The organism is Azospirillum brasilense (assembly GCF_007827815.1).
GTDB lineage: Bacteria > Pseudomonadota > Alphaproteobacteria > Azospirillales > Azospirillaceae > Azospirillum > Azospirillum brasilense_C.
This window is the reverse complement of the sequence record NZ_VITH01000003.1, coordinates 103,214-127,608: the sequence shown is the minus strand read 5'-3', so window position 1 is coordinate 127,608 and position 24,395 is coordinate 103,214. Positions and strand designations below refer to the sequence as shown.

Annotated in this window: 23 protein-coding genes; 6 read left to right on the top strand and 17 right to left on the bottom strand. The window is 69.7% G+C overall.

Features of this window, described 5'->3' with window-relative positions:
* Positions 1-4: 4 nt before the first annotated feature.
* The 15 genes from FBZ83_RS07415 to FBZ83_RS07340 form a co-directional block, all read right to left on the bottom strand.
* Positions 5-1,105: an efflux RND transporter periplasmic adaptor subunit gene (locus FBZ83_RS07415; RefSeq protein ID WP_247888199.1), complete on the bottom strand. Its 1,101-nt coding sequence runs from the start codon at positions 1,103-1,105 to the stop codon at positions 5-7.
* Entirely contained in the window at positions 1,102-2,352 is a 1,251-nt protein-coding gene (gene entS, locus FBZ83_RS07410) for an enterobactin transporter EntS (RefSeq protein WP_145681850.1), read from the bottom strand. The genes FBZ83_RS07415 and entS overlap by 4 nt, the downstream gene beginning before the upstream one ends.
* Positions 2,353-2,458: 106 nt before the next feature.
* A complete protein-coding gene (locus FBZ83_RS07405; RefSeq protein ID WP_247888198.1) occupies positions 2,459-4,399 on the bottom strand; it encodes a TonB-dependent receptor domain-containing protein in 1,941 nt (646 codons plus the stop codon).
* Between the two features lie 235 nt (positions 4,400-4,634).
* The gene (locus tag FBZ83_RS07400) at positions 4,635-6,260 is read right to left on the bottom strand and encodes a PepSY-associated TM helix domain-containing protein (RefSeq protein WP_145681849.1); all 1,626 of its coding nucleotides are present in this window, start codon (positions 6,258-6,260) and stop codon (positions 4,635-4,637) included.
* Positions 6,261-6,302: 42 nt separating this feature from the next.
* Positions 6,303-6,620: a hypothetical protein gene (locus FBZ83_RS07395; RefSeq protein WP_145681848.1), complete on the bottom strand. Its 318-nt coding sequence runs from the start codon at positions 6,618-6,620 to the stop codon at positions 6,303-6,305.
* 3 nt (positions 6,621-6,623) lie between these two features.
* A complete protein-coding gene (locus FBZ83_RS07390; RefSeq protein WP_211111448.1) occupies positions 6,624-6,929 on the bottom strand; it encodes a hypothetical protein in 306 nt (101 codons plus the stop codon).
* A gap of 209 nt (positions 6,930-7,138) precedes the next feature.
* Complete coding sequence (locus tag FBZ83_RS07385; protein WP_145681847.1) at positions 7,139-8,179, bottom strand: SIS domain-containing protein; 1,041 nt, start codon at positions 8,177-8,179, stop codon at positions 7,139-7,141.
* Between the two features lie 81 nt (positions 8,180-8,260).
* Positions 8,261-9,460 (bottom strand): lipid II:glycine glycyltransferase FemX, encoded by a 1,200-nt coding sequence (locus FBZ83_RS07380; RefSeq protein WP_145681846.1) that lies wholly within the window; start codon positions 9,458-9,460, stop codon positions 8,261-8,263.
* 71 nt (positions 9,461-9,531) lie between these two features.
* Positions 9,532-10,653 carry an acyltransferase family protein gene (locus tag FBZ83_RS07375; protein ID WP_247888197.1) on the bottom strand — a complete coding sequence of 374 codons (1,122 nt, stop codon included), beginning with the start codon at positions 10,651-10,653 and terminating at the stop codon, positions 9,532-9,534.
* Between the two features lie 420 nt (positions 10,654-11,073).
* The gene (locus tag FBZ83_RS07365; protein ID WP_109071327.1) at positions 11,074-11,814 is read right to left on the bottom strand and encodes a beta-ketoacyl-ACP reductase; all 741 of its coding nucleotides are present in this window, start codon (positions 11,812-11,814) and stop codon (positions 11,074-11,076) included.
* Between the two features lie 291 nt (positions 11,815-12,105).
* The gene (locus tag FBZ83_RS07360) at positions 12,106-12,681 is read right to left on the bottom strand and encodes a hypothetical protein (protein ID WP_247888196.1); all 576 of its coding nucleotides are present in this window, start codon (positions 12,679-12,681) and stop codon (positions 12,106-12,108) included.
* Between the two features lie 82 nt (positions 12,682-12,763).
* Positions 12,764-13,615 carry a hypothetical protein gene (locus tag FBZ83_RS07355; RefSeq protein WP_145681842.1) on the bottom strand — a complete coding sequence of 284 codons (852 nt, stop codon included), beginning with the start codon at positions 13,613-13,615 and terminating at the stop codon, positions 12,764-12,766.
* Positions 13,616-13,696: 81 nt separating this feature from the next.
* Entirely contained in the window at positions 13,697-14,167 is a 471-nt protein-coding gene (locus FBZ83_RS07350) for a hypothetical protein (RefSeq protein ID WP_145681841.1), read from the bottom strand.
* A 133-nt stretch (positions 14,168-14,300) separates the two neighbouring features.
* Positions 14,301-15,158, bottom strand: a complete 858-nt coding sequence (locus tag FBZ83_RS07345) for a ParB/RepB/Spo0J family partition protein (protein WP_145681840.1) — start codon at positions 15,156-15,158, stop codon at positions 14,301-14,303.
* A complete protein-coding gene (locus FBZ83_RS07340) occupies positions 15,148-16,176 on the bottom strand; it encodes an AAA family ATPase (protein WP_137105960.1) in 1,029 nt (342 codons plus the stop codon). The genes FBZ83_RS07345 and FBZ83_RS07340 overlap by 11 nt, the downstream gene beginning before the upstream one ends.
* Before the next feature lie 227 nt (positions 16,177-16,403).
* Between FBZ83_RS07340 and FBZ83_RS07335 the strand changes: the two genes are divergently transcribed.
* From FBZ83_RS07335 to FBZ83_RS07310, 6 genes are all read left to right on the top strand, one after another.
* Positions 16,404-17,039 carry a class I SAM-dependent methyltransferase gene (locus tag FBZ83_RS07335; protein ID WP_103039471.1) on the top strand — a complete coding sequence of 212 codons (636 nt, stop codon included), beginning with the start codon at positions 16,404-16,406 and terminating at the stop codon, positions 17,037-17,039.
* A gap of 90 nt (positions 17,040-17,129) precedes the next feature.
* The gene (locus tag FBZ83_RS07330) at positions 17,130-18,401 is read left to right on the top strand and encodes an ABC transporter substrate-binding protein (RefSeq protein WP_145681839.1); all 1,272 of its coding nucleotides are present in this window, start codon (positions 17,130-17,132) and stop codon (positions 18,399-18,401) included.
* Entirely contained in the window at positions 18,398-19,300 is a 903-nt protein-coding gene (locus FBZ83_RS07325) for a carbohydrate ABC transporter permease (protein WP_432612486.1), read from the top strand. Before FBZ83_RS07330 ends, FBZ83_RS07325 begins: the two co-directional genes overlap by 4 nt.
* A 4-nt stretch (positions 19,301-19,304) precedes the next feature.
* Complete coding sequence (locus FBZ83_RS07320; protein ID WP_145681838.1) at positions 19,305-20,138, top strand: carbohydrate ABC transporter permease; 834 nt, start codon at positions 19,305-19,307, stop codon at positions 20,136-20,138.
* 4 nt (positions 20,139-20,142) lie between these two features.
* Positions 20,143-21,219: an ABC transporter ATP-binding protein gene (locus tag FBZ83_RS07315; protein ID WP_145681837.1), complete on the top strand. Its 1,077-nt coding sequence runs from the start codon at positions 20,143-20,145 to the stop codon at positions 21,217-21,219.
* A gap of 74 nt (positions 21,220-21,293) precedes the next feature.
* Positions 21,294-22,091, top strand: coding sequence for a DeoR/GlpR family DNA-binding transcription regulator (locus FBZ83_RS07310; protein WP_145681836.1), 798 nt, complete (start codon positions 21,294-21,296; stop codon positions 22,089-22,091).
* 3 nt (positions 22,092-22,094) lie between these two features.
* Here the strand turns inward: FBZ83_RS07310 and FBZ83_RS07305 are convergent, their stop codons facing one another.
* The gene (locus FBZ83_RS07305; RefSeq protein ID WP_145681835.1) at positions 22,095-23,594 is read right to left on the bottom strand and encodes an L-lactate permease; all 1,500 of its coding nucleotides are present in this window, start codon (positions 23,592-23,594) and stop codon (positions 22,095-22,097) included.
* 104 nt (positions 23,595-23,698) lie between these two features.
* Positions 23,699-24,280 (bottom strand): NADPH-dependent FMN reductase, encoded by a 582-nt coding sequence (locus FBZ83_RS07300; protein ID WP_145681834.1) that lies wholly within the window; start codon positions 24,278-24,280, stop codon positions 23,699-23,701.
* Between the last annotated feature and the right edge of the window lie 115 nt (positions 24,281-24,395).

The window sequence follows — 24,395 nt, the reverse complement described above, 5'->3', positions numbered from 1 at the left end:
CTCCTCACCCCACCATGTCCGGGACCACCGGCTGCTCGGGGCGCAGGCCCTCGTTGCCCTGGACGACCACCAGATCGTCGGGGCGAAGCTCGGGGCTGAGAACCTCCACATGGTCGCCGGAATGGCGGCCCGTGCGCACCGCCACCGGGCGGGCCACCGCCCCGTCGTCACCACGCTGCACCACCCAGACGCGGGCGCTGCCGTCGGGATGACGCTGCACCGCGTCCGCCGGAACCTGGAGCGCGATCTCCGCCGTTCCCGGCGCCGGGCCGAGCGCAACGCCGACGCGCGCCGACATGCCGGGCATCAGCCGCCCCTCGGGGTTGGGAAGCGCGATATGAACGCGGAAGCTGCGGCTGACCGGATCGGCGGCGGGCACCACCCGCTCGACCGTCGCGGCGATGCCGACTCCGTCCGGCGCGTCGGCGACCAGAACGGTGACCGGCGTGCCGGCGGCGATGCGCCCGTGCTGGCGCTCCGGCACATCGACGACGACGCGCAACGGGTCGGTGGCGGCGAGCTGAAGCACCGAGCCGCCGGACCCCACCCATTGCCCGCGTTCGGTGCGCCGTTCGGTGACCACCCCGGCGAAGGGTGCGGTCAGCCCGTGACGCGCCACCTGCTCCCGCTGGATGGCGACGGCGGCGCGGAGCTGGCGGACCTTGGCCTCTTCGATGGCGGCCTGGGCGAGCTGCGTGCGGTAGCGGGACTGCGAGACGCTCTGCACGCCGGCCAGCGCCTCGGCCTCGCGGGCCAGCCGCAGGGCGTCGCGCTGCAGGTGCTCGGCCTCGGCCAGGGAATGCTCCAGCCGCTCCAGTTCCAGCCGGGCGACGGTGTCGTCCAGCCGCAGCAGGGGTTGCCCGGCCTCAACCCGGTCGCCGGCCTCGACCAGCAGGTCGTCCACCCGGCCTTCGACCTGGGCGGACAGGGCGCTGCTCTGCGGCGACACCAGCGTGCCGGGCAGATGCAGCGTCTGGCGGACGGGGGCGGCGACCACTGCCGTCACCTTCACCCGCGTCTGGGCGGTGGCGGGATAGGCAGCGGCGAGCAAGGCAGCGGTCAGCAGGATCGGCATGGCGCGGGTCATCATCCGGTTCCCCATCATCCGGTTCCTTCCAGGGCGGGATCGCTCATCGGCGCTCCGCGCATTGTGGTGGCGGTGGCGGTCACGGCGGCGGCGAGCGCCAACGCGCCCAGGCCCAGCGCCAGGATTCCCACGGCGGGGCTCAGCAGCGTCGCCAGCAGGCCCATGCCGATGGTGCCGGCGCTGTCGCCGAAGACGTCCTGCGCGGTCCACAGGCTGTTGACGCGGCCCAGCAGCCGGTCGGGCGTGTGGCCCTGGACCATGCTGTATTCCAGAAGCGAGGCGATGGAGGTGGCGTAGCCGAACAGCACCAGCACGGGCAGCGCCACATACAGGCTTCCGGCCGCCCCGATCAGGGCGACGCAGGCGAAGGCGCCCATGCAGGCGCCGCCCATCACCAGTCCCGGACGCTCCAGCCGCGCGGCCCAGCCGCTGAGCGCGGCGCCCAGCGTCGCCCCGATGGGAACGGCGCTGTACATCAGCCCGGTTTCGAAAGCGCCTCCGCCGAACACCTCCTCGACCAGAGCGGGGAAGAGGATGCGGATGGAGGTGGCGACCGTGGTCAGGCAACCGAGAGCGACCACGCTCAAAATCACCTTGTGGCCGGCGAGGAAGGCGAAGGCCTGTGCCATGGCGCGCAGCGGATTCTCCCCGACCTCGCCCTGCGGCATCATCCGGGGCAGGCCGAGCAGCGTCAGAACGGTCAGCCCGGTGCCCAGCGCGGTGAGGAAATAGACCCAGCCGACGCCCAGCCCGGCGATCAGCAGGCCGCCCAGCGCCGGCGACAGGATGGTGGCGACGCGCATCGACAGCATGCCCAGCGCGCGGGCCTGCACCAGATTGGCGCGCCCGACGAGATGCGGCATCGCCGCCAGCAGCGCGTTGACGCCGATGGCTCCGAAGAAGCCATCCCAGAAGGACAGGGCGTAGATCGCCGGAAGGGACGGGGAGGGCAGCGCCGCGTTGGCCGCCAGCCCGAGGAAGCCCAGGCCGCAGACGCTGCGGGCGAAGAGGATCAGCCGGCGGCGGTCCATCCGGTCGGCCAGCACGCCGCCCAGCAGCAGCCCCAGGAACATGCCCGTGCCGTCGCAGGCGGCGGCGATCCCGACCTGAAGGCTCGACCCGGTGAGGGCGTAGACCTGGAGCGGCACCGCCACCGCCAGCAGGCCGAGCGCCATCAGCGAAATCGTCCGGGCGATCAGCACGCGGCGGAAATCGGGGTTGGTCTTCAGGAGGCTGACATCGACGAAAAGGTTCGACAGGGTCATAGAGCGGGCCTTTCCGGCACCGGCGCCCGCGGCAACGGGACCGAAGGCGTCTTTGATAAGCGGGCGCGCCCGCCCCTGGCGCAAGCCGGGGACGGGCGGCGGCGGATCAGAAGCGGTAGTTGGCGGAGACGTAGTAGTTGCGCCCCACCTCCACCGACGTGAAGTTGACGTTCTTCTCGCTGAGGATGACGTCGGTGATGTTCTTGACGCCGGCCCCGACGGTCAGCGCCTCGGTGACGTCGGCGCTGACGCCCCAGTTCAGCAGGGTATAGCCGGGCATCTTGCTGGTGCCCTGCAACTGCGGGCCGGTGTAGCTGGTCGACACCGACGTGCTGAAATTGTCCAGCGCCTGCCACGTCAGGGAGGCGTTGATCTTGTGGCGCGGACGGTAGTCCAACTCCGCACCGTTGCTCTGCTCGGTGTAGAGGTAGGTGTAGTTGCCCGACAGCAGCAGCTTCGGAGTCAGGCTGACGGAGCCGGTCACCTCGACGCCCGAGATGTCGACGTTGTTGATGTTGCTCCAATTGCGGGAGGGCGGCGGCCCGGCGTTGTAGACCGCCTGGATCATGTCCTTGACCTTGTTGTGGAACAGCACGACGCTGCCGTCCCAGCGGTCATAGCGGGTTTCCAGGCCGATCTCGTAGTTGGTGCTGGTCTCCGGCTCGAGGTCCGGGTTGCCCGACAGGAAGCAGCGGCCGCCGCAGCTCACGATCCGGTATTCGCGGCTGAGCTGGTAGGCGTCCGGCGCCTTGTAGCCCTGGCTGACGCCGGCCTTCAGCGACAGCGCGTCGGTCAGCGCGTAGACGACGTTGGCGCGGCTGGTGAACTCGCCGCCGAAGATCTCGTGGTGGTCGTAGCGGGTGCCGACCGTCAGGGTCAGCCCGTCGATCAGCCCGATCTGGTCCTGGAGGTAGACCGCCTTCTGCCCGATCTCCGACTTGCCGGACTGCAGGAAGGTGTTGGGGTCCTCCACCGTCTGCTTGCGGTATTCCGCGCCCGCCGTCAGCCGGTTGAAGCCGAGCCGGAAGTTGGAGCGGCCGTGCAGGAACAGGTTCTTCTCCTTCAGGTGCCGCTGCTGCGGCGCGTTGAAGGACGAGTTGAAGTCGTCGATGCGGCCGTCTTCGTAGTTGGCCTCCACCAGCGTGTCGCCCCAGCCCCAGTTGCCGCGGTGGGCGGCGCCGAAGGTGTTGCGGACGATCTCCTGCTTCTGGGAGGAGAGCCAGCGGTCGTAATAGCCGCGGGGCCGGTTGTCGCGGTTCAGGCCGTAGTTGGCCTCCAGCGTCTGGTTCTCCGTCACGTCGAAGGCCAGCGTGGTCAGCAGGTTCGCCAGGTTCTTCTTTTCCAGGACCGGAACGACGCCGTTATAGCGGGAATCGTCGTACCAGGCCTGCCGGTTGAAGTATTCGGCGGAGACCGAGGCCGAGACCTTGTCCACGATCGGGCCGGCGGCGTAGAGGCCGGTGCGGTACTGGGTGCCGCCGCGGCCCGGCTCGACGACGCGGTAGTCGCCGTTGATCTCGCCCGACCACTTGTCGGTCGGCTTCTTGGTGATGATGTTGACCACGCCGCCGATGGCGTCCGATCCGTAGAGCGACGACAACGGGCCGCGCACGACCTCCACCCGCTCGATGGCCGACATCGGGATCGAGTGGTAATCGAAGTCGCCGCCGCGCCACAGCGCGTCGGAGGTGGACACCCGGCGCCCGTTCACCAGCACCAGCGAATAGTTGGCGCCCATGCCGCGGATCACCACCTCGTCACGGCCGGTGGCGTCGGTGCGGTCGTTCACGCCCACCGAGCGGCTCAGGATCTCCGGCAGGCCGGAGGAGGCGACGCCCTCCTTCTTCAAATCCTCCGAGGTGATGACGGTGGTGAAGGCGGGGGCGGTCAGCGTGCTTTGCGGCGTGCCGGTCGCGGTGACCGTCACCGGCCCCAAAGTCTGGACCCCGGCGGTCGTCCCCTCCGTGGCGGCCTGCTGGGCCAGCGCCGGCGTTCCCCCCGCCAGCGCGGCCGCCAGAGCCGCACCCACCATGGTTGCGGATTTCATCGACGTCACGGAACGGCCCGCCGCCGCTCCTTCCTCTGCACACGCCCCCGATGTGCGACTGGTCATGCTCATATCCCCTGATTAGGCAAATCAGTAATTGATAATGAGATTCATTCTCAATTACGCCTTTCGATTGTTAGGGCATATCCCTTCTCGCTGCAAGGGCTATGACTCGGCGGGGTTGTTTTTCGGGCGGGGCGCCTCCCACCCCAGCGGGCAGGCCGTCGGCGGGGAATCACTCCGCCGGGTGGGCCAGCGGCTGGATGCCCATCGCAGAGCCTTGGTGCTCAACCGGGGCGGCCCAGACGCTGTCCCGTGAGCCGGTCAGGGCGCGCCGTTCCGCGCTGCGGGCCATCGCGGCGAAGACCAGCGCACCGGCCAGCGCCACCAGATCGACTCCGATCAGCCCATCCGACAGCCATAGGCCCGGCAGGACGAGCCCGAGCAGCGAGGTCGCCGGGATGGCGGCGCTGGCCGCGGCGCTGGCCCACAGAAGCTCCGCCCCCGCGCGCGACGCCCCACGCAGGAAGGCCCAGGCGCAGGCGCCCAGGAAGGTTGCGTAATAGATGCCCCAATGCCAGGCGTGCAGGTCGTCCACCAGCCCGCTCAGCCACTTCCCGGCGGCGATGGTCAGCGACAGGCCGATCACGCAGCCCAGGCAGACCCCGACCGTCCCGGCGGCCAGCAGGCGGGTGGCGCGGCTCTGCTCGACCGGGCCCTTCGCCTGCCGCTCCGTCCGCCGCCGCGATTCGATCCACAGCAGGTTGCCGGTGTAGAACAGCGCCGCCCCGGCCAGCCCGAGCAGGAAGTAGGACCAGCGCACAATGCCGCCGCCGAAGCTGCCGAAATGCAGCGCGAAGAAGGCGGAGACGGTGGCCGACCATCCGTTCTGGTGCCCCGGCATGTATTCGGTGTCGATGATCCGACCGTCCACCGCCCCCATCAGCACGAAGCCCTCCCGTCGCACGAGGTAGCGCGGATCATGGCCCCAGACGCGCACGGTGGCGGCCCCCGTGCCGGCGTCGTGATACTCCAGGCTGACCGGCCGGAAACCGGGGGCGAGACTGTGGACGCGCGTCAGGAACTCCTTCGGCGGCAGCATGCCCGCCGGGCCCATGTCCTTCGACACGGTGCGGAAGGGGCTGCTGGCCGCCGCCACGGCGCGCATCTGCCCGCCATAGACCACGCGGTCCAGCGTGTCGTAGATGTGGTCGTGCAGCCCGAACACCACCGCCGACAGGGCGATGACGAGGTGGAAGGGCAGGCTGATCAACCCCAGCAGGTTGTGGGCGTCCAGCCACATCCGCTTCACGTTCCGGGTGACGCGCAGGATCAGGAAATCCTTGACCAGCGACGGCAGCAGGATGATGACGCCCGACACCAGGGCCACGACGTAGAGCGCGCTGGCGATGCCGGTCACCGTCGTGCCGATGTCGAGATCGCCGGGAACGCCCGCGGTGCGGTGCAGGAAATCCACCAGAAGCCCGATGCCGGACGGGTTGAGCTGCTCCACCGTCACGCTGCCGTCCGGCGCCAGGGTGGCGGCCCAGGGGGCGGGATCGAAGCGTTCCTCCGTCCAGGTCAGGCGCAGCGGCGCCTCCCCGGCCAGCGCCGGTTCCACCGCCAGGGTGAAGTCCCGCACCTCCGGCCGCAAGGCGCGCGTGGCGGCGACCAGATCCTCCGCCCGGTCGAGCGTTGCCGGCGTCACCGCCGCCGGCGGTGTGATCCAGCGTTCCAGCGGTTCCTTGAACATGGTGAGGGCGCCGGCATAGAAGCAGACGAACAGGATCAGCCCGGTCAGGATGCCGGTCCAGGTGTGGACCTGTCGGTAGAGGCGCACGACGTCGGTGCGGATGGCCATGGCTCGGCTCGCGGCTGTGAGGGCGGGAGAGGGGGCGGAGAGTCAGTTCAGCAGCGGGCTGCGCGCGGCGAGCAGCGCCGTGTGGGCCAGGACGGTGGCGCCGCCCAGCCACAGCCAGGCCTGACGCCCGCTGCGGAACAGGAAGCAGAGGCTGACCACCCCCAGCCAGATCGGAACGACGAGCCACATGACGAATTGCAGCTTGTTCACCGCCGCCGGCCCGCCGGGGCCGATCCAGGCGAACAGCCCCGACAGGGCTATGGCGAGCGCGAATCCCAGGACCACCCCGGCCACACTCTTGCTCCACCAGTCAGCGCGGATCGGGGCCTGCGGGTTGCGGGTGGAGGAGGTGTCGGTCATCGCTCAGCCCTCCCGGCGCGCGAGCACGGCTCCGCGGGCGGCAGCGGCGAAGGGCAGGATGGTGAGGAGCAGCATCGCGACGGTGAGGCTGGTGAACAGCGCGGTCACCGGATGCATCGCCACCGACCACAGCAGCCACCCTTCCAGCAGAGCGAGCGCTCCAATCATGCGGCTGCGCCGGCCGGCCAGCGGATGGCTCAGCCATTGCTGGCGCGGAGCCGAAAGGTAGAACCCGACGATTCCGACCACGGTCGCAGCCAAAGCCAGCGCGTGCAGGACGGTTTCCGCTATCGATGCGTTTCCAATCATGGGGCGCCAATCCGATTTGGTTGATGATATCAGTTTTTGCCAATCTGGAATTGAAGTTGCAAGTGATTCCTAATTGCATTATTCGGTCGTGCCACGAGAATGCCGTCTCGTTTGGGAGACGGCTCACAATCCGGCAGCGGTGCGGGGTGATGGAGCGATGGCGCGCAGCAGGCGGCGCCGAAAAGACCGCCGCGGATTCGCGGCCGTTCCTAAACTGTCCGGGTGACCTTGCGCAGATGGCGGGGGCGGTCGGGGTCGAAGCCGCGCGCCAGCGCCAGCCGGGCCATGAAGGGGTAGAAGGCCTGGATCGCCGCGATGGGGTCCAGCACCGGGTGCAGCGGCGGCGGCAGGGCCAAGGGCGTGTCGGCCAGGGCGAGCGCCCGCTCATCGGCGGAGGCGACCAGCAGATGGGCGCCGGCCCGCTTCAGCGCGCGGGCGGTGTCCAGCACGCCGTCCAGCGTCTCGTCCCGCACCGCGACCACCAGCACGGGGAAACCCGGCTCGACCAGCGCCATCGGGCCGTGCATCACCTCCGCCGCGCTGAAGGGCTCGGCGTGGGCGGCGGCGGTCTCCTTGAATTTCAGCGCCATTTCCTGCGCGATGGGATAGCTGCGCCCCCGCGCGACGATCAGCAGGCTGGACACCGTCTCCAGCACTGGCTGCGCCGCCGACCAGTCGGCGGCGCCGGCCCGCTCCAGCCAATCGGGCAGCCGGGGAAGGGCGTCGAGAAGCGTCCGGTCATCCGTCCAGAGGGCGGTCAGCCGGGCGATGGCGGCGAGGCTGGCGACGAAGCTCTTGGTCGCGGCGACGCTCAATTCCGGCCCGGCGTGAAGGGGCAGGGGATGAGCGACGCGCTCCGCGAGCGGCGAGTCCCCGGCGTTGACCAGCGCCGCCGTCAGGGCGCCGCCGGCCCGCGCCGCGTCCGCGACGCGCAGCAGGTCGGGGCTCTGGCCCGATTGGGAGATGGCCAGGACGAAGGCGTCCTTCACCCGCAGCACTGCCCCATAGGCCGTGACCACCGAGGGCGCCGCCGAGGCGGTGACCAGCCCCAGCGCCGTCTCGAACAGGTAGCGGGCGTAGCCGGCGGCGTGGTCGCTGCTGCCCCGCGCGATGGTCATCGCGAAGGGCGGCGGCACGGCCCGCAGCCGCTCGGCGAGGGCGGTCACCGCCGCGGTGTCGGAGTTGAGCAGGAGACGCACCGCCGCGGGCGCGGCTGCGGCCTCCTGCATCATCAGGGGAGCGCTGGTCATGGGGCGGCCTCCGTTCCAGGCCGATCATAACACGCCCTCCCCCTCAATCTCACGGTGGGACAACCTTGCGGTGGGGCCGCCTCAGGCGGGGCCGGTCGGGGCCTTCGCCAGGACGGCGGCGTCGGCGGGGTCCATCTCTTCCGCCGGGGTGGGTTCGGCCTGGGTCGGCTTCCAGTTGCGCAGCCGGCTGACCATCGCGCCGGCCTGGGTCTTCCAGCGGTCGGCGTGGGTGCGCATCGACTCGCCGCCCTGGACCAGCAGGCGGCTGGGCAGGGGGCCGGGCGTCTCGAAGGTCCCGATGTGAAGCGTCTCGACCGGATGCTTGCCGGCGAGGCCGCGCTTGAACTGGTAGACGCCGGGGTTGGTCTGGGCGTTCACCCCGTGCAGGTCGTAGCGCAGCCCGCCGTTCGCCTTGATCCACAGCAGCGCCCGCCATTGCAGCAGATAGGCGGCGTTGACCCGCAACCCGGCCTCCAGCGTGGCGGAGTTCTGCATCTGGCCGGTGGTGCCGAACAGCGACACGACGACCCCGGCCACCGGCCGCCCCTCATGCATGGCGAGGAAGGCGCGCATCTTGCGCCGCGGCGGCAGCGCCTCGTTGATGCGGGTGAAGGTGCGGCTGTCATAGGCCTTGAAGCCCTTGCGGCGCTGCGTCTCGACGAAGATGTCGTCGATGGTCTCGAGCAGTTCGGCGTGGGAACCCTCGACGACTTCGATGCCCATCCGCTCGGCCTTGTTCAGGCCGCGCCGCCAGTGGTGGGACAGGTTGGAGCGCAGACCCGCCTCGTCGGCGTTCAGGTCGGTGATGAAGGTGCGGTAGGGGGCCTTCTCCTCCCGGAACCGCATCCCCAGCGCGGCCAGGGCCTCCGTCACCGCCGCGCCGTCCGCCTGCGAGACATGGGGCAGAAGGCGCAGCAGCAGGCCCCGCCGGTCCGTGTATTCCGCCTTCAGCGCGTGCAGGGCGGTCATCAGGGCGGCGTGGTCCGGCTCCTGGCCGCGCGGGTGCCACATCGGCCCCCACATGACCAGCGCCAGGCCGCCGATGCCCGGCACGCGGCGCAGCAGGACCTGCACCGCGGCCACCGGGCGTCCGTCGCGCCGCACGACCAGGTGGCTCAGCTCCCGCCCGGCGTGGGCGATGCGGCCATAATCCCAGGTTTGGAAGATGTTGGCGTCGTCGAAGGAATCGAGGATGGCGTACCAGCCGCTTCGATCGACCCGGTCGATCTCGATGGAGGACGCGGGGCACAGGACATCGCCACCAAGCGCGTCGGTGTACATTCAGGATTCTCCCCTGGAATTCACGGCGATCGTTTTTGTGGAAGCGTTTGGTAACGGTCAGGCGTCTGTTTTCAGACGGTTCCGCCGGAGCGGTAGAAGGTGCTGAAGGCGGGGCGGGCCGAGAAGGCGGCCTGCGGGATGTCGAGCAGGCGGCGCAGCCGGTCGCGCACCGCCGGTTCGAGGATTGCGGCGACCAGCAGGGCGACGGCGATGGACAGGGCACCGCCGGTCACCGCCCCGGCCATGGAGGAGGCCCCGGCCTGAATCGCCAGCGTCTTGGCCGAGCCGCCGATCACCTCGTGCAGCAGGTAGAGCGGGTAGGTGGCCAGCCCGACCACGCGCAGCAGGGACAGCAGGGATTGCGGCAGCGCGGCGATCTCCGCCCGCCAGCGCGCCGAGGCGGCGATGGCGAGAAGCGACACGCCCCAGATCAGCAGCGGGTTCATCCACAGATCGGCGAGGTTCAGCGGGACGGGCGAGCGTTCCACGAACTCCACCGACCGGGCGGTGATCTCCAGCGGGGCGGCGACCAGCGCCAGCAGGGCGGCGGCCATGCCCGACCGGGTCAGCTTGCCGCGCGACCACAGCCACAGGAAGATGCCCAGCGCGAAGAACACGCCGTGGCGCAGCAGCGTCATGTTCAGCATGCCGTACTCGAACTCCAGGAACGGCAGGTGGACGACGCCGAAGACGTGCAGGCTGTAGACGCCGAGATAAGCCGAGCTGGCGGCGGTGAGCGCCAGGGCGAACTGCGGCAGCCGGTGGAAATTGCCGCTGAGCAGCAGCAGGAAGACCGCGCCGTAGAAGGCGATCTCGACCGGCAGCGTCCAATAGGCCGACGCGATGAAGGGGCCGGCGGGCGCCAGCGTGAAGGAGGCGATGAAGCGCCGCGCCAGATCCGGGTCGGGACCGGGCATGAGCACAAGGGCGACGAGGCACAGGATGGTGCAGACCCAGGCCGCCGGGTAGAGGCGCAGCAGGCGCGACCGGATGAAGGCGACCGGGGTGGCGTTGTTGGCCGAATTGGCGATGACGAAGCCCGACACCACGAAGAAGACCTGCACCCCGGCCCAGCCGGACCACATGGCGTCGGCGACCGCGGGGTCGCGCCAGGTCAGGTGGAAGCCGGTGACCAGCAGGGCCGCGGCGAACCGGACCATGTCGATCCCATAGACGTAATCGGCCCCGGACATCCGACGGGCGTGCCCGTCTCCTGGCAGAGTGTGCGTTATCGGCGTTTCAGGCACGATTCCTCCCTTCCTGCATGGGATGCGCCCACGTGCAGGTTCTCGACGTCTGTTGATTCCGGAAGACGAGCGCGATGCGGCCTCAGGACGCAACTTGCGTGCTGCTGCGGAGCATACTCGCTGGTGGGCGCGGATACAGGGGCCCGAACGGATTCAACAGGACATCTGCGGGAGTATACTGTTCAGATGACCGGCCGTTACCGAAGCCATGGCACAAAGGGGAGGTGTGCGGCGCGAACGGTCCATCCGATCCCGGGCGTTTTACTTTGAAGGGATGCTCCGAAGAGCGAATGGCACACGGCCCGCTCCCGGCGTAGCAACCGGGAACGGGCCGTGTGGTTCAACGAGCCGTTTGCTGCCAGTGGCTTACTGGTAGTTCAGGCCGCCGTTGATGTTCAGGGTCGAGCCGGTGACGTAGCCGGCGATCTCCGAGGCGAGGTAGGACACCGCGCCGCCGATCTCGTCCGGACGGCCCAGGCGCTTCATCGGGACGCTGTCGGTGATGGCCTGACGGATGTCCTCGCGGATCGCCATGACCATATCGGTGCCGATGTAGCCCGGCGCGATGGCGTTGACGGTGACGCCCTTGGTCGCCAGCTCGGCGGCCAGCGCCTTGGTGAAGCCGATCACGCCGGCCTTGGCGGCCGAGTAGTTGGTCTGGCCGGCCTGGCCCTTCACGCCGTTCACCGAGGAAATGTTGATGATGCGGCCCCAGCCGCGCTCGGCCATCTTCGGCGACACCTGCTGGGTGACGTTGAACAGGCTGCTCAGGTTGGTGGCGATCACCGCATCCCACTGCGCCTTTTCCATCTTCGCGAAGAACTTGTCGCGGGTGATGCCGGCGTTGTTCACCAGGATGTCCACCGGGCCCAGGTCGGCTTCGATCTTGGCGACCATCGCCTTGCAGCTTTCGAAGTCGGAAACGTCGCCTTCGGCCACGTAGAACTTGAAGCCGAGGGCTTCCTGCTGGCCCAGCCAGGCGGCGGCCGGCTCGAAGTTCGGCAGGCAGTTCGCCGCCACGATGTAACCGTCCTTGGCCAGGGCCTGGCAGATGGCGGTGCCGAGACCGCCCATGGCACCGGTGACGAGCGCGATCTTCTGAGACATTACAATCGCTCCAGTAATAGAAACGGCCAGCTCCTGGTGAGGCAAGCCCGCTGGTGAACCGCAGAAGCAAAGGGGTTGCTTCTTGTTACGGATGCTGTCGTGCCGATGGTCCCTGCGGGGTGCCCATCAACCGCGGCGGCAGGCATAACATAGAACAAGTCCGCCTCCGGGCCAATGCGCTGCAACATCGCAGATGCGAGCGGGTGCGATTTTTCACAGGAATGTCAATAAGAAATGAGTTTTCAGAGCCTTACTGCAACGCACCAAGCGGGGTAGCCAGTCGGATTCGGCTCAAATCCGCAGGATTCGTCCGCCGGCCTTGAGCGCGAGCGGGAACAGCCTGGGCGCCACCGCCCCCAGAAGCCAGGGCCGCAGCTTCGCCAGAGCCGCCGGCGCCGCCAGCAGGACGAGCGTCGCACCGCTGTGCGCCCATTGGCCGGCGGTCATCTGCTCGAACCCGTTGCACAGAAGGACCGCGCCGCTGCACAGCCCGGCCACGGCGGTCACGGCCTCCCCCAGCGCCTGGAGCGCGTCGATCTCCCACAGCGGGTTCGCCGTGGTGACCCGGCCGACCAGCCGGCGCAACTGTGCGGTCAGGTGTGCCGCGGATACGGCGTCGAACCGCCCGCTGTCGACCGCGTCGCGGGGCAGGGCGACCAGGACGTCGCCGTCGGGCTGGATCGACACGCGGACCGGAACGGTGCGCAGGCCGCTCCCGCTGCCGTCGCGCCCGCCCCCGTTGCCGGGCGAGGGCGGGGCCAGCGGCACGCGCAGGCCGATCGTCCGTCCGCCCTGGGCGAAGAACTGAAGAGCCAGGGCGATTCCATGCCCGCGCCGCGGGATCAGCCCGGCCTTGCCCCGGCGCAACCGTCCCGCCAGCTCGGCCAGGGCGTCGCGCCGCCAGGTGAGTCCGTGCGGAAGGTCGCCCAGGAGGCGCCGGCGCAGCGGGCTACCCCGTGTCTCCCACCAGCGTGTTCACGGCTTTTCCGGCGAAACGCCCCAGCGCGTCGATCAGGAAGCTCCAATAGCGGAAGGAGACGTCCACCGCGTCCTTGTGGACGCCGATCATGACGCTGTTGCCGGCGTTGTCCCGCCCCTTCAGCAGGCGGGTGACCACATCGCCGTCGATCTGGATCGTCGACTGCATGACCACCAGCTCGGTCCCCACGTCCCACGCCTTGCGGATGGTCACCACGTCCGCGGTCTTCAGCGCCGGCATGCGGCGGATCTCCTCGTCCATCCCGCGCAGATAGCTGACGGTGTCCAGGCCGCGCCGCCGCAGCACGTCGTTGATCTGGTCGGAGTTGCGCTGGATGCGCATCAGGATCGGCGGCGCGTCCTGGTCGATGGTCGCCGCGGCGGACACCACGTCGGCGCCGGCGCCGGGTTGCCGGGCGGCGTCCAGGGTGCGGTCGGTCATCTCGCGCAACCAGCTCGCCACCTCGCGCAGGTCGTCGAAGACCTTCAGCGTCGTGCCGCGCGCCGGGTCGTTGCCCGGCAGGTCGCGGCTGAAGAAGAAGGGGTCGTAGCGGTCGGGCCGGGCGGCGTCGGACGGCGGGACGAACGGCGCCAGCCCCCAATGGAAGGTTTCCGAGATCCGGCCGGCCCAAGGGGCGAGGATCGCCGTCTCGCGGCTGCCGAAGGTGTCCAGCTGCTCGCACAGGAAGACATAATATTCCTGCGCCAGATCGATCAGGGCGTCTCCCGCCAGCGGCATCTTCTCCGCCGAGATGCCGGTCTTCAGCACGGTGTTGATTTCGAGCGCGAGAAGGTTGCGCGCCAGATCGACGAACTGGGACATCGGCCACCTTGCTGGTTCGGGAAGGGCGTGGGGGCGGGCTGCGGCGGGGGAAGGAACGCCCCCCGCCGGACCGCCGGCGGGTCAGCTCGGGCGGCCTGAGATCTGGACGGCCAGATCGCGGATCGCCTTCAGGTTGGTGCTGACGATGTCGCTGCTCTTGGTCACCTGGGCGAGGTGGAACTCGGTCAGGCTGTGGTAGGCGGTGTTGGTCGCGAAATCGCGGCTGATCAGGTTCTCGATGTCGCCGGTGACCAGATTGACCTGGGTCTGGAACGCCTCGATGGTCGTGCCGGACTTCGGACGGCAGGTGAAGCCCACCTGATTGGGGTCATCCTGCACCACGTCGATGTCGGCGATCGCGGTCACCACCGTCAGCGTGACCAGCCGGTCCAGCTTGTCCGCGATGGTGTTCAGCAGGGAGTTCGCCTTGCCCTGCTCGTTCTGGATGACGGCGGCACCGCTCGGCGGCGGCGCGGATGGAGCCGCGGGCGCCTGGACGGCCGGCAATTGGGCGGTGGAGGCGGTCGGATTGGCGACAGCGGTATCGGACATGGTTGCACCCTTCTGGAGACGGATGGCGGAACACCGCCAAGCATCGCGCAAGAGTCGAATTCTGTCCAATGACCGCTATCGGAGCGGGGGTGTGATAAAAATTCTCCCGTTCAGGTGATTTTTCCTTTGCCCCTCACTCGCGCAGCAGCGCGTCGATGGCGTCGCGCAGATCGCGCAGCTCCCTCCGCTGATCCTCGGCCAGCGCATGGCCCGACGCGCGCAGGCTGTGGATTTTGTCAACGTTGCTGCGGAGCGCCCGTAATGCGGGGGCCGCGGACGGGGTGGCCGGAAGGGCCGCCTTGCGCTCCTGCTTGGCGTTGCGCACGTCCTTGACGGTCAGGCCGTCGCCGGCCCGTTTCCAGAGCGCGAGCTGGATCGCCTCGTCGGGCAGCTCGGCCAGCTCCATGAGGAGGGAGACGGAGACGGCGGGCCGGTCCGGAGCCTCCTCCAGGATGCGGGTGGGCAGGCGCAGGATGCCCAGCAGGCGGGCCACATACTCCTGCGACTTGCCGATCAGGACGGCGGCCTGCTCCTGGGTCAGCCCCTTGTCGCCGATCAGCCTGGCGAGCGTCAAAGCGAGGTCGATGGGGTGCAGGTCGACGCGCTGGGCGTTCTCGATCAGCGCCAGCGCCTGCACATCGTCGGTGTCGATGATCAGCGCCGGGATGGTCTCCCGCTCCAAGGTGCGGAAGGCCCAGTAGCGCCGCTCTCCCGCCACGATCTGGAAGCGGTCGGGGGCGACCTCCCGCACGTTGATCGGCTGCAGCAGCCCACGCTCGGCGATCGAGGCGGCCAGTGCGGCGATGTCGGCCCCGCGGGCGTTGCGCCGCGGCTGGTCGGGGTTGGGCTCCACCTGCTCCAGCGGAATCTCGCGGTGGCGCATCTTGCCGGACAGGCCGAACAGGGCGGCGTTGCTGCCCCCGCCGCTGCCGGTGCGGCTGAGCGCCCGCTTGAACAGGCCGGCGTTGGAGGTGTCGAGCTTACGCGCCATGGCGCATCTCCTCCCCGGCGAGGGCCAGCAGGGCGTCGGCGATCTCGCGGTAGCTCTCCGCGCCCGCGGAGTTCGGGTTGTAGGCGAGGCCGGGACGCCCGGCCATCACGCTCTTGGAGTAGTCGGCGGCCCGCTTCACCGGGGAGAAGAGGTGGAGTTGCTCCGCCGCGGCAAGCTCGCGCAGCTCCCTCATCACCGTCTCGTCCTGGAGGCGGCGCGGGCTGTACATGGTCGGCAGGACGCCGAGGATCTGCAGCCGCGGATTCACCAGCTCGCGCACGCCGGCGATGGTCTCGAACAGCTGCGGGATGCCCATCATCGACAGCATCTCCGTCTGGGTCGGAATCAGCAGCTGGTCGGCGGCGTTCAGCACCGAGACGGTCAGCTCGCCCAGATGCGGCGGGCAGTCCAGCACCACGAAGTCGTACTGGCCGGCGAGCTGGGCGATCTTGGCGCGCAGGATCAGCGTGCCGTTGGGCTGGCGCAGCAGCTCCCGGTCGGTCGCCGCCAGCGAGATGGAGGAGGGCAGCAGGTCGAAGGCGCCGTCGCAGACCGGGGTCATGAACTCCCGCATCGGCCGGCTGGCTTTCAGCGCGTGGGTCAGGGTCGCCTTGGCCAGCTCCCGCTCGTGCGGATCGACGCCCAGATGCACGGTGGCGTTGGCCTGCGGGTCGCAGTCGATCAGCAGCACGCGCCGTCCCGACTGGGCGAGCAGCCACGCGACGTTGACGCAGGTGGTCGTCTTGGCGACTCCGCCCTTCTGGTTGGCGGCGCAGAACACCACCGGGGCCGCCCGCACCGCCGCCGCCGCGGGGATGCCCACCGGCTCCGTCGCGGTCTTCAGGGCGCCCGCGACGTTCTGCGGAATCCGCTCCGCCCCGGTTTCCCAGCGGGAGATCTTGGCGCGGTCGTAGCGCCGGTTCAGCCGTTCGTTCAGCCAGCCGACCAGTGCCTGCTGGTTCATGCCGCGCTGTTCGCGGTAGCGGCGCAGCTCCTCGCCGCTCATCTCGTGGGCCACGGGGGCATCCCTTATTTGGGGTGATCGCGCGGGCACCATGAGTCATGTTGATGGTGGTGTCAACCGCCGTGCTTCACATGTGATGACGCTTCGAAACGGACGGGAACGTGCGCCCAGGCGTGGAACCCGGTATGGAACAAGGAGGCGCGCTGCGGCTTTCCTGTGGTGCGAAAGGCCGCTATGGTCGCGGCCGAAAATCCTGCGCCAGGAATCGTGAGGGAGACCCAATGGACGCCGACTCCATCCGCGCCGCCTACCGGCGCTACGCGCGCTTCTACGACCCCGTCTTCGGAAACCTGCTGGCGTCCGGCCGGCACGCCGCCGTGAAGTGGATCAACCGGCGGGGGGGCTTGCGCGTTCTGGAGGTGGGCGTGGGCACGGGCATCTCCCTGTCCGACTACCGCAAGGACAACCGCGTGGTCGGCATCGACCTGTCGTCGGAGATGCTGCGCGTCGCCCAGGACCGGGTGGACCGCGAGCGCTTGGAGAATGTGGACGGCCTGCTGGAGATGGACGCCGGCAAGCTCGCCTTCGCCGACGGCAGCTTCGACCTCGTGGTCGCCATGTACGTGATGACGGTGGTCCCCGACCCGCAGGGCACGATGAACGAGCTGGAGCGCGTCTGCCGTCCCGGCGGCGACATCCTGATCGTCAACCACTTCGCCGCCGACAAGCCGGGCATCCGCCGCTCGGTGGAGAACTGGATGGCGCCCTTTTCCAAGAAGCTGGGCTGGCGGCCCGACTTCACGCTGGACACGCTGATGTCCGGCTCCCGCCTGAAGGTCGAGGAGTTGCAGACCGTTCCGCCCTTCGGCCTGTTCAGCCTGCTGCACTGCCGCCGCGAGGCCGCCACCCCCGCCTGACGGGCCGGGGGCATAAGCGTCAGGGAACTCGACCGCGGCCATTGCAGTTTCCCTTCCGGACCCGGATCGACCGGGAATGGAAGGGGCTCCATGGCGCGGCGGTGCGCGTTGCTCTTGGCGGGGATGCTGACGGCCGTCTCGGCGCTGCCCGCCGCCGGGGCGACGGTGACTCTTGCCTGCAGCGGGCTCGGCATCAGCTTCGACCTGTGCCGCGACGGCGCCCAGGAATGGGCGCGGCGCAGCGGGAATGAGGTGCGCTTCGTCTCCCCGCCCAAGGGGGCGAGTGAGCAGCTGGCGCTCTACCAGCAGCTTCTCGCCGCCGGCTCGCCGGACATCGACGTCTTTCAGATCGACGTGGTCTGGCCGGGCATCCTCGGCAACTACTTCATCGATCTGAAGGACCGCGCCGGGCCGGACGTTGTTCGCCAACATCTTCCGGCGATGGTCGAGGCGGCGACGGTCAAGGGCCGGCTGGTCGCGATGCCCTGGTTCGCCGACGCCGGCGTCCTCTATGCCCGCAAGGATCTGCTGGAGGCCCACGGGCGCCCCGTGCCGCAGACCTGGGAGGAGCTTCAGGACACCGCCGCCCTGATCCAGCGGGAGGAGCGCGCCGCCGGGCGGGACCGGATGTGGGGCTATGTCTGGCAGGGCCGCGCCTACGAGGGGCTGACCGTCAACGCGCTGGAATGGATCGCCAGCCGCAAAGGCGGCACCATCGTCTCCCCCGACGGCGCCATCACCATCGACAACCCGCAGGCCGCCGAGGCGCTGGCCATGGCCCGCGGCTGGGTCGGCTCGATCAGCCCGCCCGGAGTCCTCAATTACATGGAGGAGGAGGCGCGCGGCGTCTTCCAGTCCGGCAACGCCGTTTTCATGCGCAACTGGCCCTACGCCTGGACGCTGGTCAACGCGGCGGACAGCGCGGTCGGTGGCAAGGTCGCCGTGGTGCCGCTGCCCAAGGGCGGACCGGAGGGACGCCACACCTCCACGCTGGGCGGGCAGTTGCTGGCGGTCAGCAAATTCTCCGCCCATGCGGACGAGGCCGCGGACTTGGCGCTGTATCTGACCGCCCTGGACGAGCAGAAGCGGCGGGCCATCCACGGCGCGTCCAACCCGACCATCCCGGCGCTCTACGAGGACGCGGAGGTGCTGGCCGCCAACCCCTTCTTCGCGGCGCTGGCCGACTCCATCGCCAACGCGGTCAACCGCCCGGCCCAGGCGACGGGCATGCGCTACAATCAGGTATCGGCGGAGTTCTACGCCAACGTCCACGAGGTGCTGTCCGGACGGCAGGACGCCAAGGCGATGTTGCCCGATCTCAAGGAGGCTCTGGTCCGCATCAGTCGGGGAGGGCGCTGGTGAGCGGTCTTCCGCACTCCAGTCTGGAGCGGCAGAGACGCCGCGCGGCATGGCTGTTCCTGCTGCCGATGCTGATCGTGCTGGCGGGGGTGGCCGGGTGGCCGCTGTTCCGCACCGTCTTCTTCTCCTTCACCGACGCGACGCTCGCCACGCTGGACGGCTTCCAGGGGGTGGGGCTGGACAATTACCTGTGGCTGATGCGCGACCCCGTCTGGTGGCGGGCGGTGTGGAACACGCTGGTCTTCACCGTAGTGTCGGTGGGGATCGAGACGGCGCTGGGGCTGGGCATCGCGTTGATCCTGAACGCGCATCTGCCGGGGCGCGGGCTGCTGCGCGCCGCCGTGCTGATCCCCTGGGCGATCCCTACGGTGGTGTCGGCCCAGATGTGGGGGTGGATGTTCCACGACCTCTACGGCGTGGTGAACGCGATCCTGATGGGGCTGGGGCTGATCGCCGAGCCGCGGGCCTGGACCGCCGACCCCGATCTGGCCCTGCCGGTGGTGATCGCGGTCGATGTCTGGAAGTCCACGCCCTTCATGGCGCTGCTGATCCTGGCCGCCCTGCAGATGCTGCCCCGCGACCTCTACGAAGCGGCGCGGGTGGACGGGGTGCATCCGGTGAAGGTCTTCTTCCGCATCACCCTGCCGCTGATCCGTCCGGCGCTGATGGTGGCGGTGCTGTTCCGCACGCTGGACGCGCTGCGCGTGTTCGACCTGATGTATGTGCTGACCGGAAACAGCCGCTCCACCATGTCGATGTCGGTCTATGCCCGGCAATATCTGATCGACTTCCAGGACGTGGGCTACGGCTCCGCCGCGGCGACCCTGCTCGTACTGGTGCTGGCGGTGGCGACGGTATTGGCGGTGACGCTCGGCCGCGTCCGCGTCGATGCGGGGAGGTGAGGGGATGGACCCGAAACGCATGATCGGCCGCATAGCCTTCGGCCTGCTGGTTCTGGGGATCGTCGTCTGGGCGGTGTTCCCCTTCGCCTGGGCCATCATCACCTCGCTGAAGGCGGGCAGCGCGCTGTTCACGGTGGAGGCATGGCCGTCGCAGCCTTCGCTGGCGAACTACGCGGCGATCTTCAAGGAGCAGCCCTTCGGGCGGAACATCCTGAACTCCCTGCTGGCCGCCTCGGCGGTGGTGGCGCTGTCGCTGGGGCTGGCGGTGCTGGCCGCCTACGCGCTGGGGCGGGTGCGCTTCTGCGGGCGGGGGCTTCTGCTGTTCGTGGTGCTGGGCGTGTCGATGTTCCCGCAGGTCGCCGTGCTGTCGGGCCTGTTCGAGCTGGTGCGCTGGCTCGGCCTCTACAACCGGATCGGCTCGCTGGTGCTGTCCTACCTGATCTTCACGCTGCCCTTCACCGTCTGGGTGCTGACCACCTTCATGCGCGAGCTGCCGAAGGAGCTGGAGGAGGCCGCCATGGTGGACGGCGCCGGTCCCTTCGTGATCGTGACGCGGGTGTTCCTGCCGCTGATGGGGCCGGCGCTGGCGGCGACCGGCCTGCTCGCCTTCATCGCCGCCTGGAACGAGTTCCTGTTCGCCCTGACCTTCACTCTGACCGACGACGCGCGCACCGTGCCGGTGGCGATCGCGCTTATGTCGGGGGCCAGCCAGTACGAGCTGCCCTGGGGCCAGATCATGGCGGCGTCGGTTGTGGTGACGGTGCCGCTGATCGGGCTGGTGCTGCTGTTCCAGCGGCGGATCGTCTCCGGCCTGACCGCCGGCGCTGTGAAGGGGTAGGGCGATGGCGGGCGTCACGCTGCGCGGGGTGCGCAAGAGCTTCGGGCGGATCGAGGTCATCCACGGCGTCGATCTGGAGGTCGCGGACGGCGAGTTCGTCGCCTTCGTCGGCCCGTCCGGCTGCGGCAAGTCCACGCTGCTGCGTCTGATCGCCGGGCTGGAGGAGCCGAGCGGCGGGGACCTGTCCATCGGCGGGCAGCGGGTGAACGACCGGCCGCCGGCGGCGCGCGGCATCGCCATGGTCTTCCAGTCCTACGCGCTCTACCCGCACATGACGGCCTACGACAACATGGCCTTCGGCCTGACGCTGTCGCGGACCGACAAGGGGACCATCGCGGAGCGGGTGCGCGCCGCCGCGCGTCTGCTGCAGATCGAGGATCTGCTCGACCGCAAGCCGCGCGACCTGTCCGGCGGTCAGCGCCAGCGCGTCGCCATCGGGCGGGCCATCGTGCGCGAGCCGCAGGTCTTCCTGTTCGACGAGCCTCTGTCCAACCTCGACGCCGGCCTGCGCGTCCAGATGCGCCTGGAGATCGCCAAGCTGAAGGCCGACCTGCGCGCCACCATGATCTACGTGACCCACGATCAGGTGGAAGCGATGACCCTGGCCGACCGCATCGTCGTGCTGAACGCCGGACGGGTGGAGCAGGTCGGCACACCGCTGGAACTCTACCACCGCCCGCGCAACCGCTTCGTCGCCGGCTTCATCGGCTCACCGGCCATGAACTTCCTGGATGTGGTCTCGGAGGGTCGGGCGGACGGGTCGGTGCGGGTGTGGCTGCCCGGCGGCGTGCCGCTGGACATCGCCGTGGACGGCGCCGCGCCGAGAGCGGGCACGCCCTTGACGCTCGGCGTCCGGCCGGAGCATGTCGGTTTGGCCGACGGCGGGGCCGGGCTGGTTGCCACCATCCTGGCCGTGGAGCGGCTGGGCGGCGAGACGCATTGCCACGCCGCCTTGGAGGACGGGCAGCGGCTTCTGGTCCGCCTCGACGGTGATCGGCCGGTGTCGGCGGGTGAGCGCTTGCGCTTGAACCTGCGGGGCGAAACCGCCCATCTCTTCGGTCCGGACGGGCAAAGGCTCTGAGCGCAGCAGCGGGGCGCGCTGTTCCGCTTTCGAATGAACTTGCCGGCGAAGCGGCGGTCCGCTTGAATGCCGCCATGGACATCATGACTCCCCGGCAGACCGACATCCTGGCGCTCGCCCGCAAGCAGGGGCGCGTGCTGGTCGACGATCTGGCCGCCCGCTTCAACGTCACGCCGCAGACCATCCGCAAGGATCTGAACGAGCTGTGCGACCGCCGCCTGCTCCAGCGGGTCCATGGCGGCGCCGTCGCCGGATCGGGGGTCGAGAATCTCGGCTACGAGGCGCGGCGGCTGATCGCCCAGGACGAGAAGCGCGCCATCGGCCGCCGCGCGGCGGAGCTGGTGCCCGACAGCTCCTCCCTCTTCATCAACATCGGCACGACGACGGAGGAGGTCGCCCGCGCCCTCCAAGGGCGCAGCGGGCTGGTGGTCATCACCAACAACATCAACGTCGCCAACCTGCTGCGCCCCGAGCCGCACATCGAGGTGATCGTGGCCGGCGGCGTGGTGCGGCGATCGGACGGCGGCATCGTCGGCGAGGCCGCCATCGACTTCTTCAACCAGTTCATGGCCGACTTCGCAGTGATCGGCGCCTCGGCCATCGACGAGAGCGGGGCGCTGCTCGATTTCGACTACCGCGAGGTGCGGGTGTCGCAGGCGATCATGGCGAACGCTCGCCACGTCATCCTGGTCGCCGACCGCGGCAAGCTGGAGCGCACCGCCCCGGTGCGCATCGGCCACATCTCGCAGGTCCACACCTTCGTCACCGACGTCCTGCCCTCCGACCGGCTGGCCCGCATCTGCCAGGAATCCGGCGTGCGGGTGGAGGAGCTGTTCCCCGACCGCGCGACCGAGCCGGAATCCCAGGACTGATGCCTACACCAGCCAGACCCAGGCGGTGACGACGAGGAGCAGCGACGCCGTGGAGGCGAGGCCGATGGGCAGCGCCAGCCGGTAGATCGCGGACTCGGCCTTGGTCACCCCCAACAGGCTGGAGGCCAGCACGATCCGGCCGGGGGTGAGCAGCGTGCAGACGCTGCCCGCCACCACCTGGATGGCGGCGGCGGCGATCAGCGGCAGGCCGCTGCCCGACGCCAAATTGACCTGGATGTGCATCATCAGGGCGTTCGACGCCGTGTTGGAGCCGGTCAGCATCCCCGTCGCCGCCCCCAGCACGGGGACGGCCAGCACGGCGGCGGAGCCCGCCACCGCCTGCCACGCCTGCCCGAAGGCCGCCGCCCCGCCGGAGGCGGCCATGAAGGCGGCCAGCTCCACGAAGACCAGCGTCGCCGCCATCGGCACCAGCGCCGCGCGCAGCGCGGGACCGGCCACCGCCAGAGCACGCCCGCGCGGCAGACCCGCCAGCATGACCAGGGCGATGGCGACCAGCCATGTCGAGGGGTGGCGCAGCAGGGGCATCGGCGCCAGCCCGCCGAACGGGTCGAGGACCAACCAAGCGGCTGTCCAGTCGGACAGCGGCGGCACCAGCCGGGTCGCCATCAGACCGCCGACCAGAACCACATAGGGCCACAGCAGGGCGAGCAGCCGCGACAGGCCGGCGGCGTCGCGCGGCAGCCGCCGCGCCTCCACCGCGACGAGCAGCACGGCCGTCGCCAGCCCGCCGCCCAGCTCCGGCGCCACGAAGCGGTTGGTCAGCCAGAGCAGCCCGGCCAGCGCCAGCATCAGAGCGAGGTCCCTGGCCCGGTCGATCGGGCTGGAGGTCAGCCCGGCGCGGTGGATCAGCCGCCAGAACACCAGCAGCAGGCTGGGCAGCACGACCATCATCAGCGCGGCGCTGGCCGTCCCCAGCTCGGTGAAGGACACGCCGATCAGCTCGGCCCCGACCCGCGTGCCGACGCCCAACGCGCCCCACGGGGCGAGCATCTGGCTGAACAGGCCCAGCGCCGCGGCGTGGGCCGGCGGCAGGTTCAGCGGGCGCAGCAGGGCGAGCGCCACCACCAGCCCGACGCCGAACCCGGTCACCGATTCGGCGAAGGGACCGGCGAGCAGGCAGGCGACGAAGACGGCGCGGCGGCGCTCGGCCGGAGTCTTCGCCTCGCTCCGGGCCTCGGCCTTGACGGCGCGCGCCTCGAAGGCGCGGTGGAACAGCAGGCCCGCCGCGATGATCGACATGGCGTGCCACGCCAGCCACGCCCCTTCGCCGGCCTTCAGCGCCACGGTCGGGAGCAGGCCGGGCAGTTGGGCCAGCCAATCCGGAGCGGTGGCGCCGCTCGGCTGCGCCACCATCAGGGCCGCCAGGAGCACCCCGGCGGCCAGCGCCATGCCCGCGGTCCCGGCGGTCAGCATGCTGACGCGCCGCGACACGAGCAGGGCGACGGTGGCGGCGAGCGGCAGGAGATGGAGGGTCAGGGGCATGATCGACACAGGGGACCGTGGAAGAAGCGTGCTGATATACTAATATTGACACGCTTCGGCCAGCCTCATCGGTCTTTGCGCGGCTGCCCCGCTCTCCGGGAGGCTCAGGCCCCGCGCAGCAGGGCGACTTCCGCCAACAAGTCATCGATGGCGGCCAGCGCGAAGTCCAGCGCGGCTTGGTCGGTCAGCCGGCCGTCCTTGATCTTTTCATGCACCATGCCGATGACCACCTGCGGGCGGGCGATGACCCGGCCCATCATGCCGGACAGCGTCTCGCGCATCTCGTGCTGGGCGCGCACGCCGCCGGTGAAGGCGGGGGACGCCGTCATGATGAGGATCGGCTTGCCCCGCACCGGCGATTTCATGGCCGGGCGCGACGCCCAGTCCAGCGCGTTCTTCAGCACGCCCGACATGCCGTAATTGTATTCCGGGGAGATGATGACCAGCCCGTCGGCTGCGGCGATGGAGTCGCGCAGCGCGCTGGCCGGGGCCGGCGTGTTCTCCGCGTCCAGGTCGGGGTCGTAGGGCGGGATGTCGTTCAGCGGGAAGAGCGTCATCTCCGCCGTGGCGCCCGCCTTCTTGCCCAACGCGTCGGCGAGGGTGCCCAGCACCGCGGTGCAGTGGGAGTGGCGGCGGATGCTGCCGGAAAGGCCGAGAAGGCGGACGGGCTTGGCGGTGTCGGTCATCGTGCTTGTCCTGTCGCAGTTTGAGGGTTGATGCCCGTTCCAACGGTGCGCGTGGAGGATGGTGCCGTCCCCGTCCCCGCGCCGCAACCCGCGGGATCGGCGACCGGACCCGCGC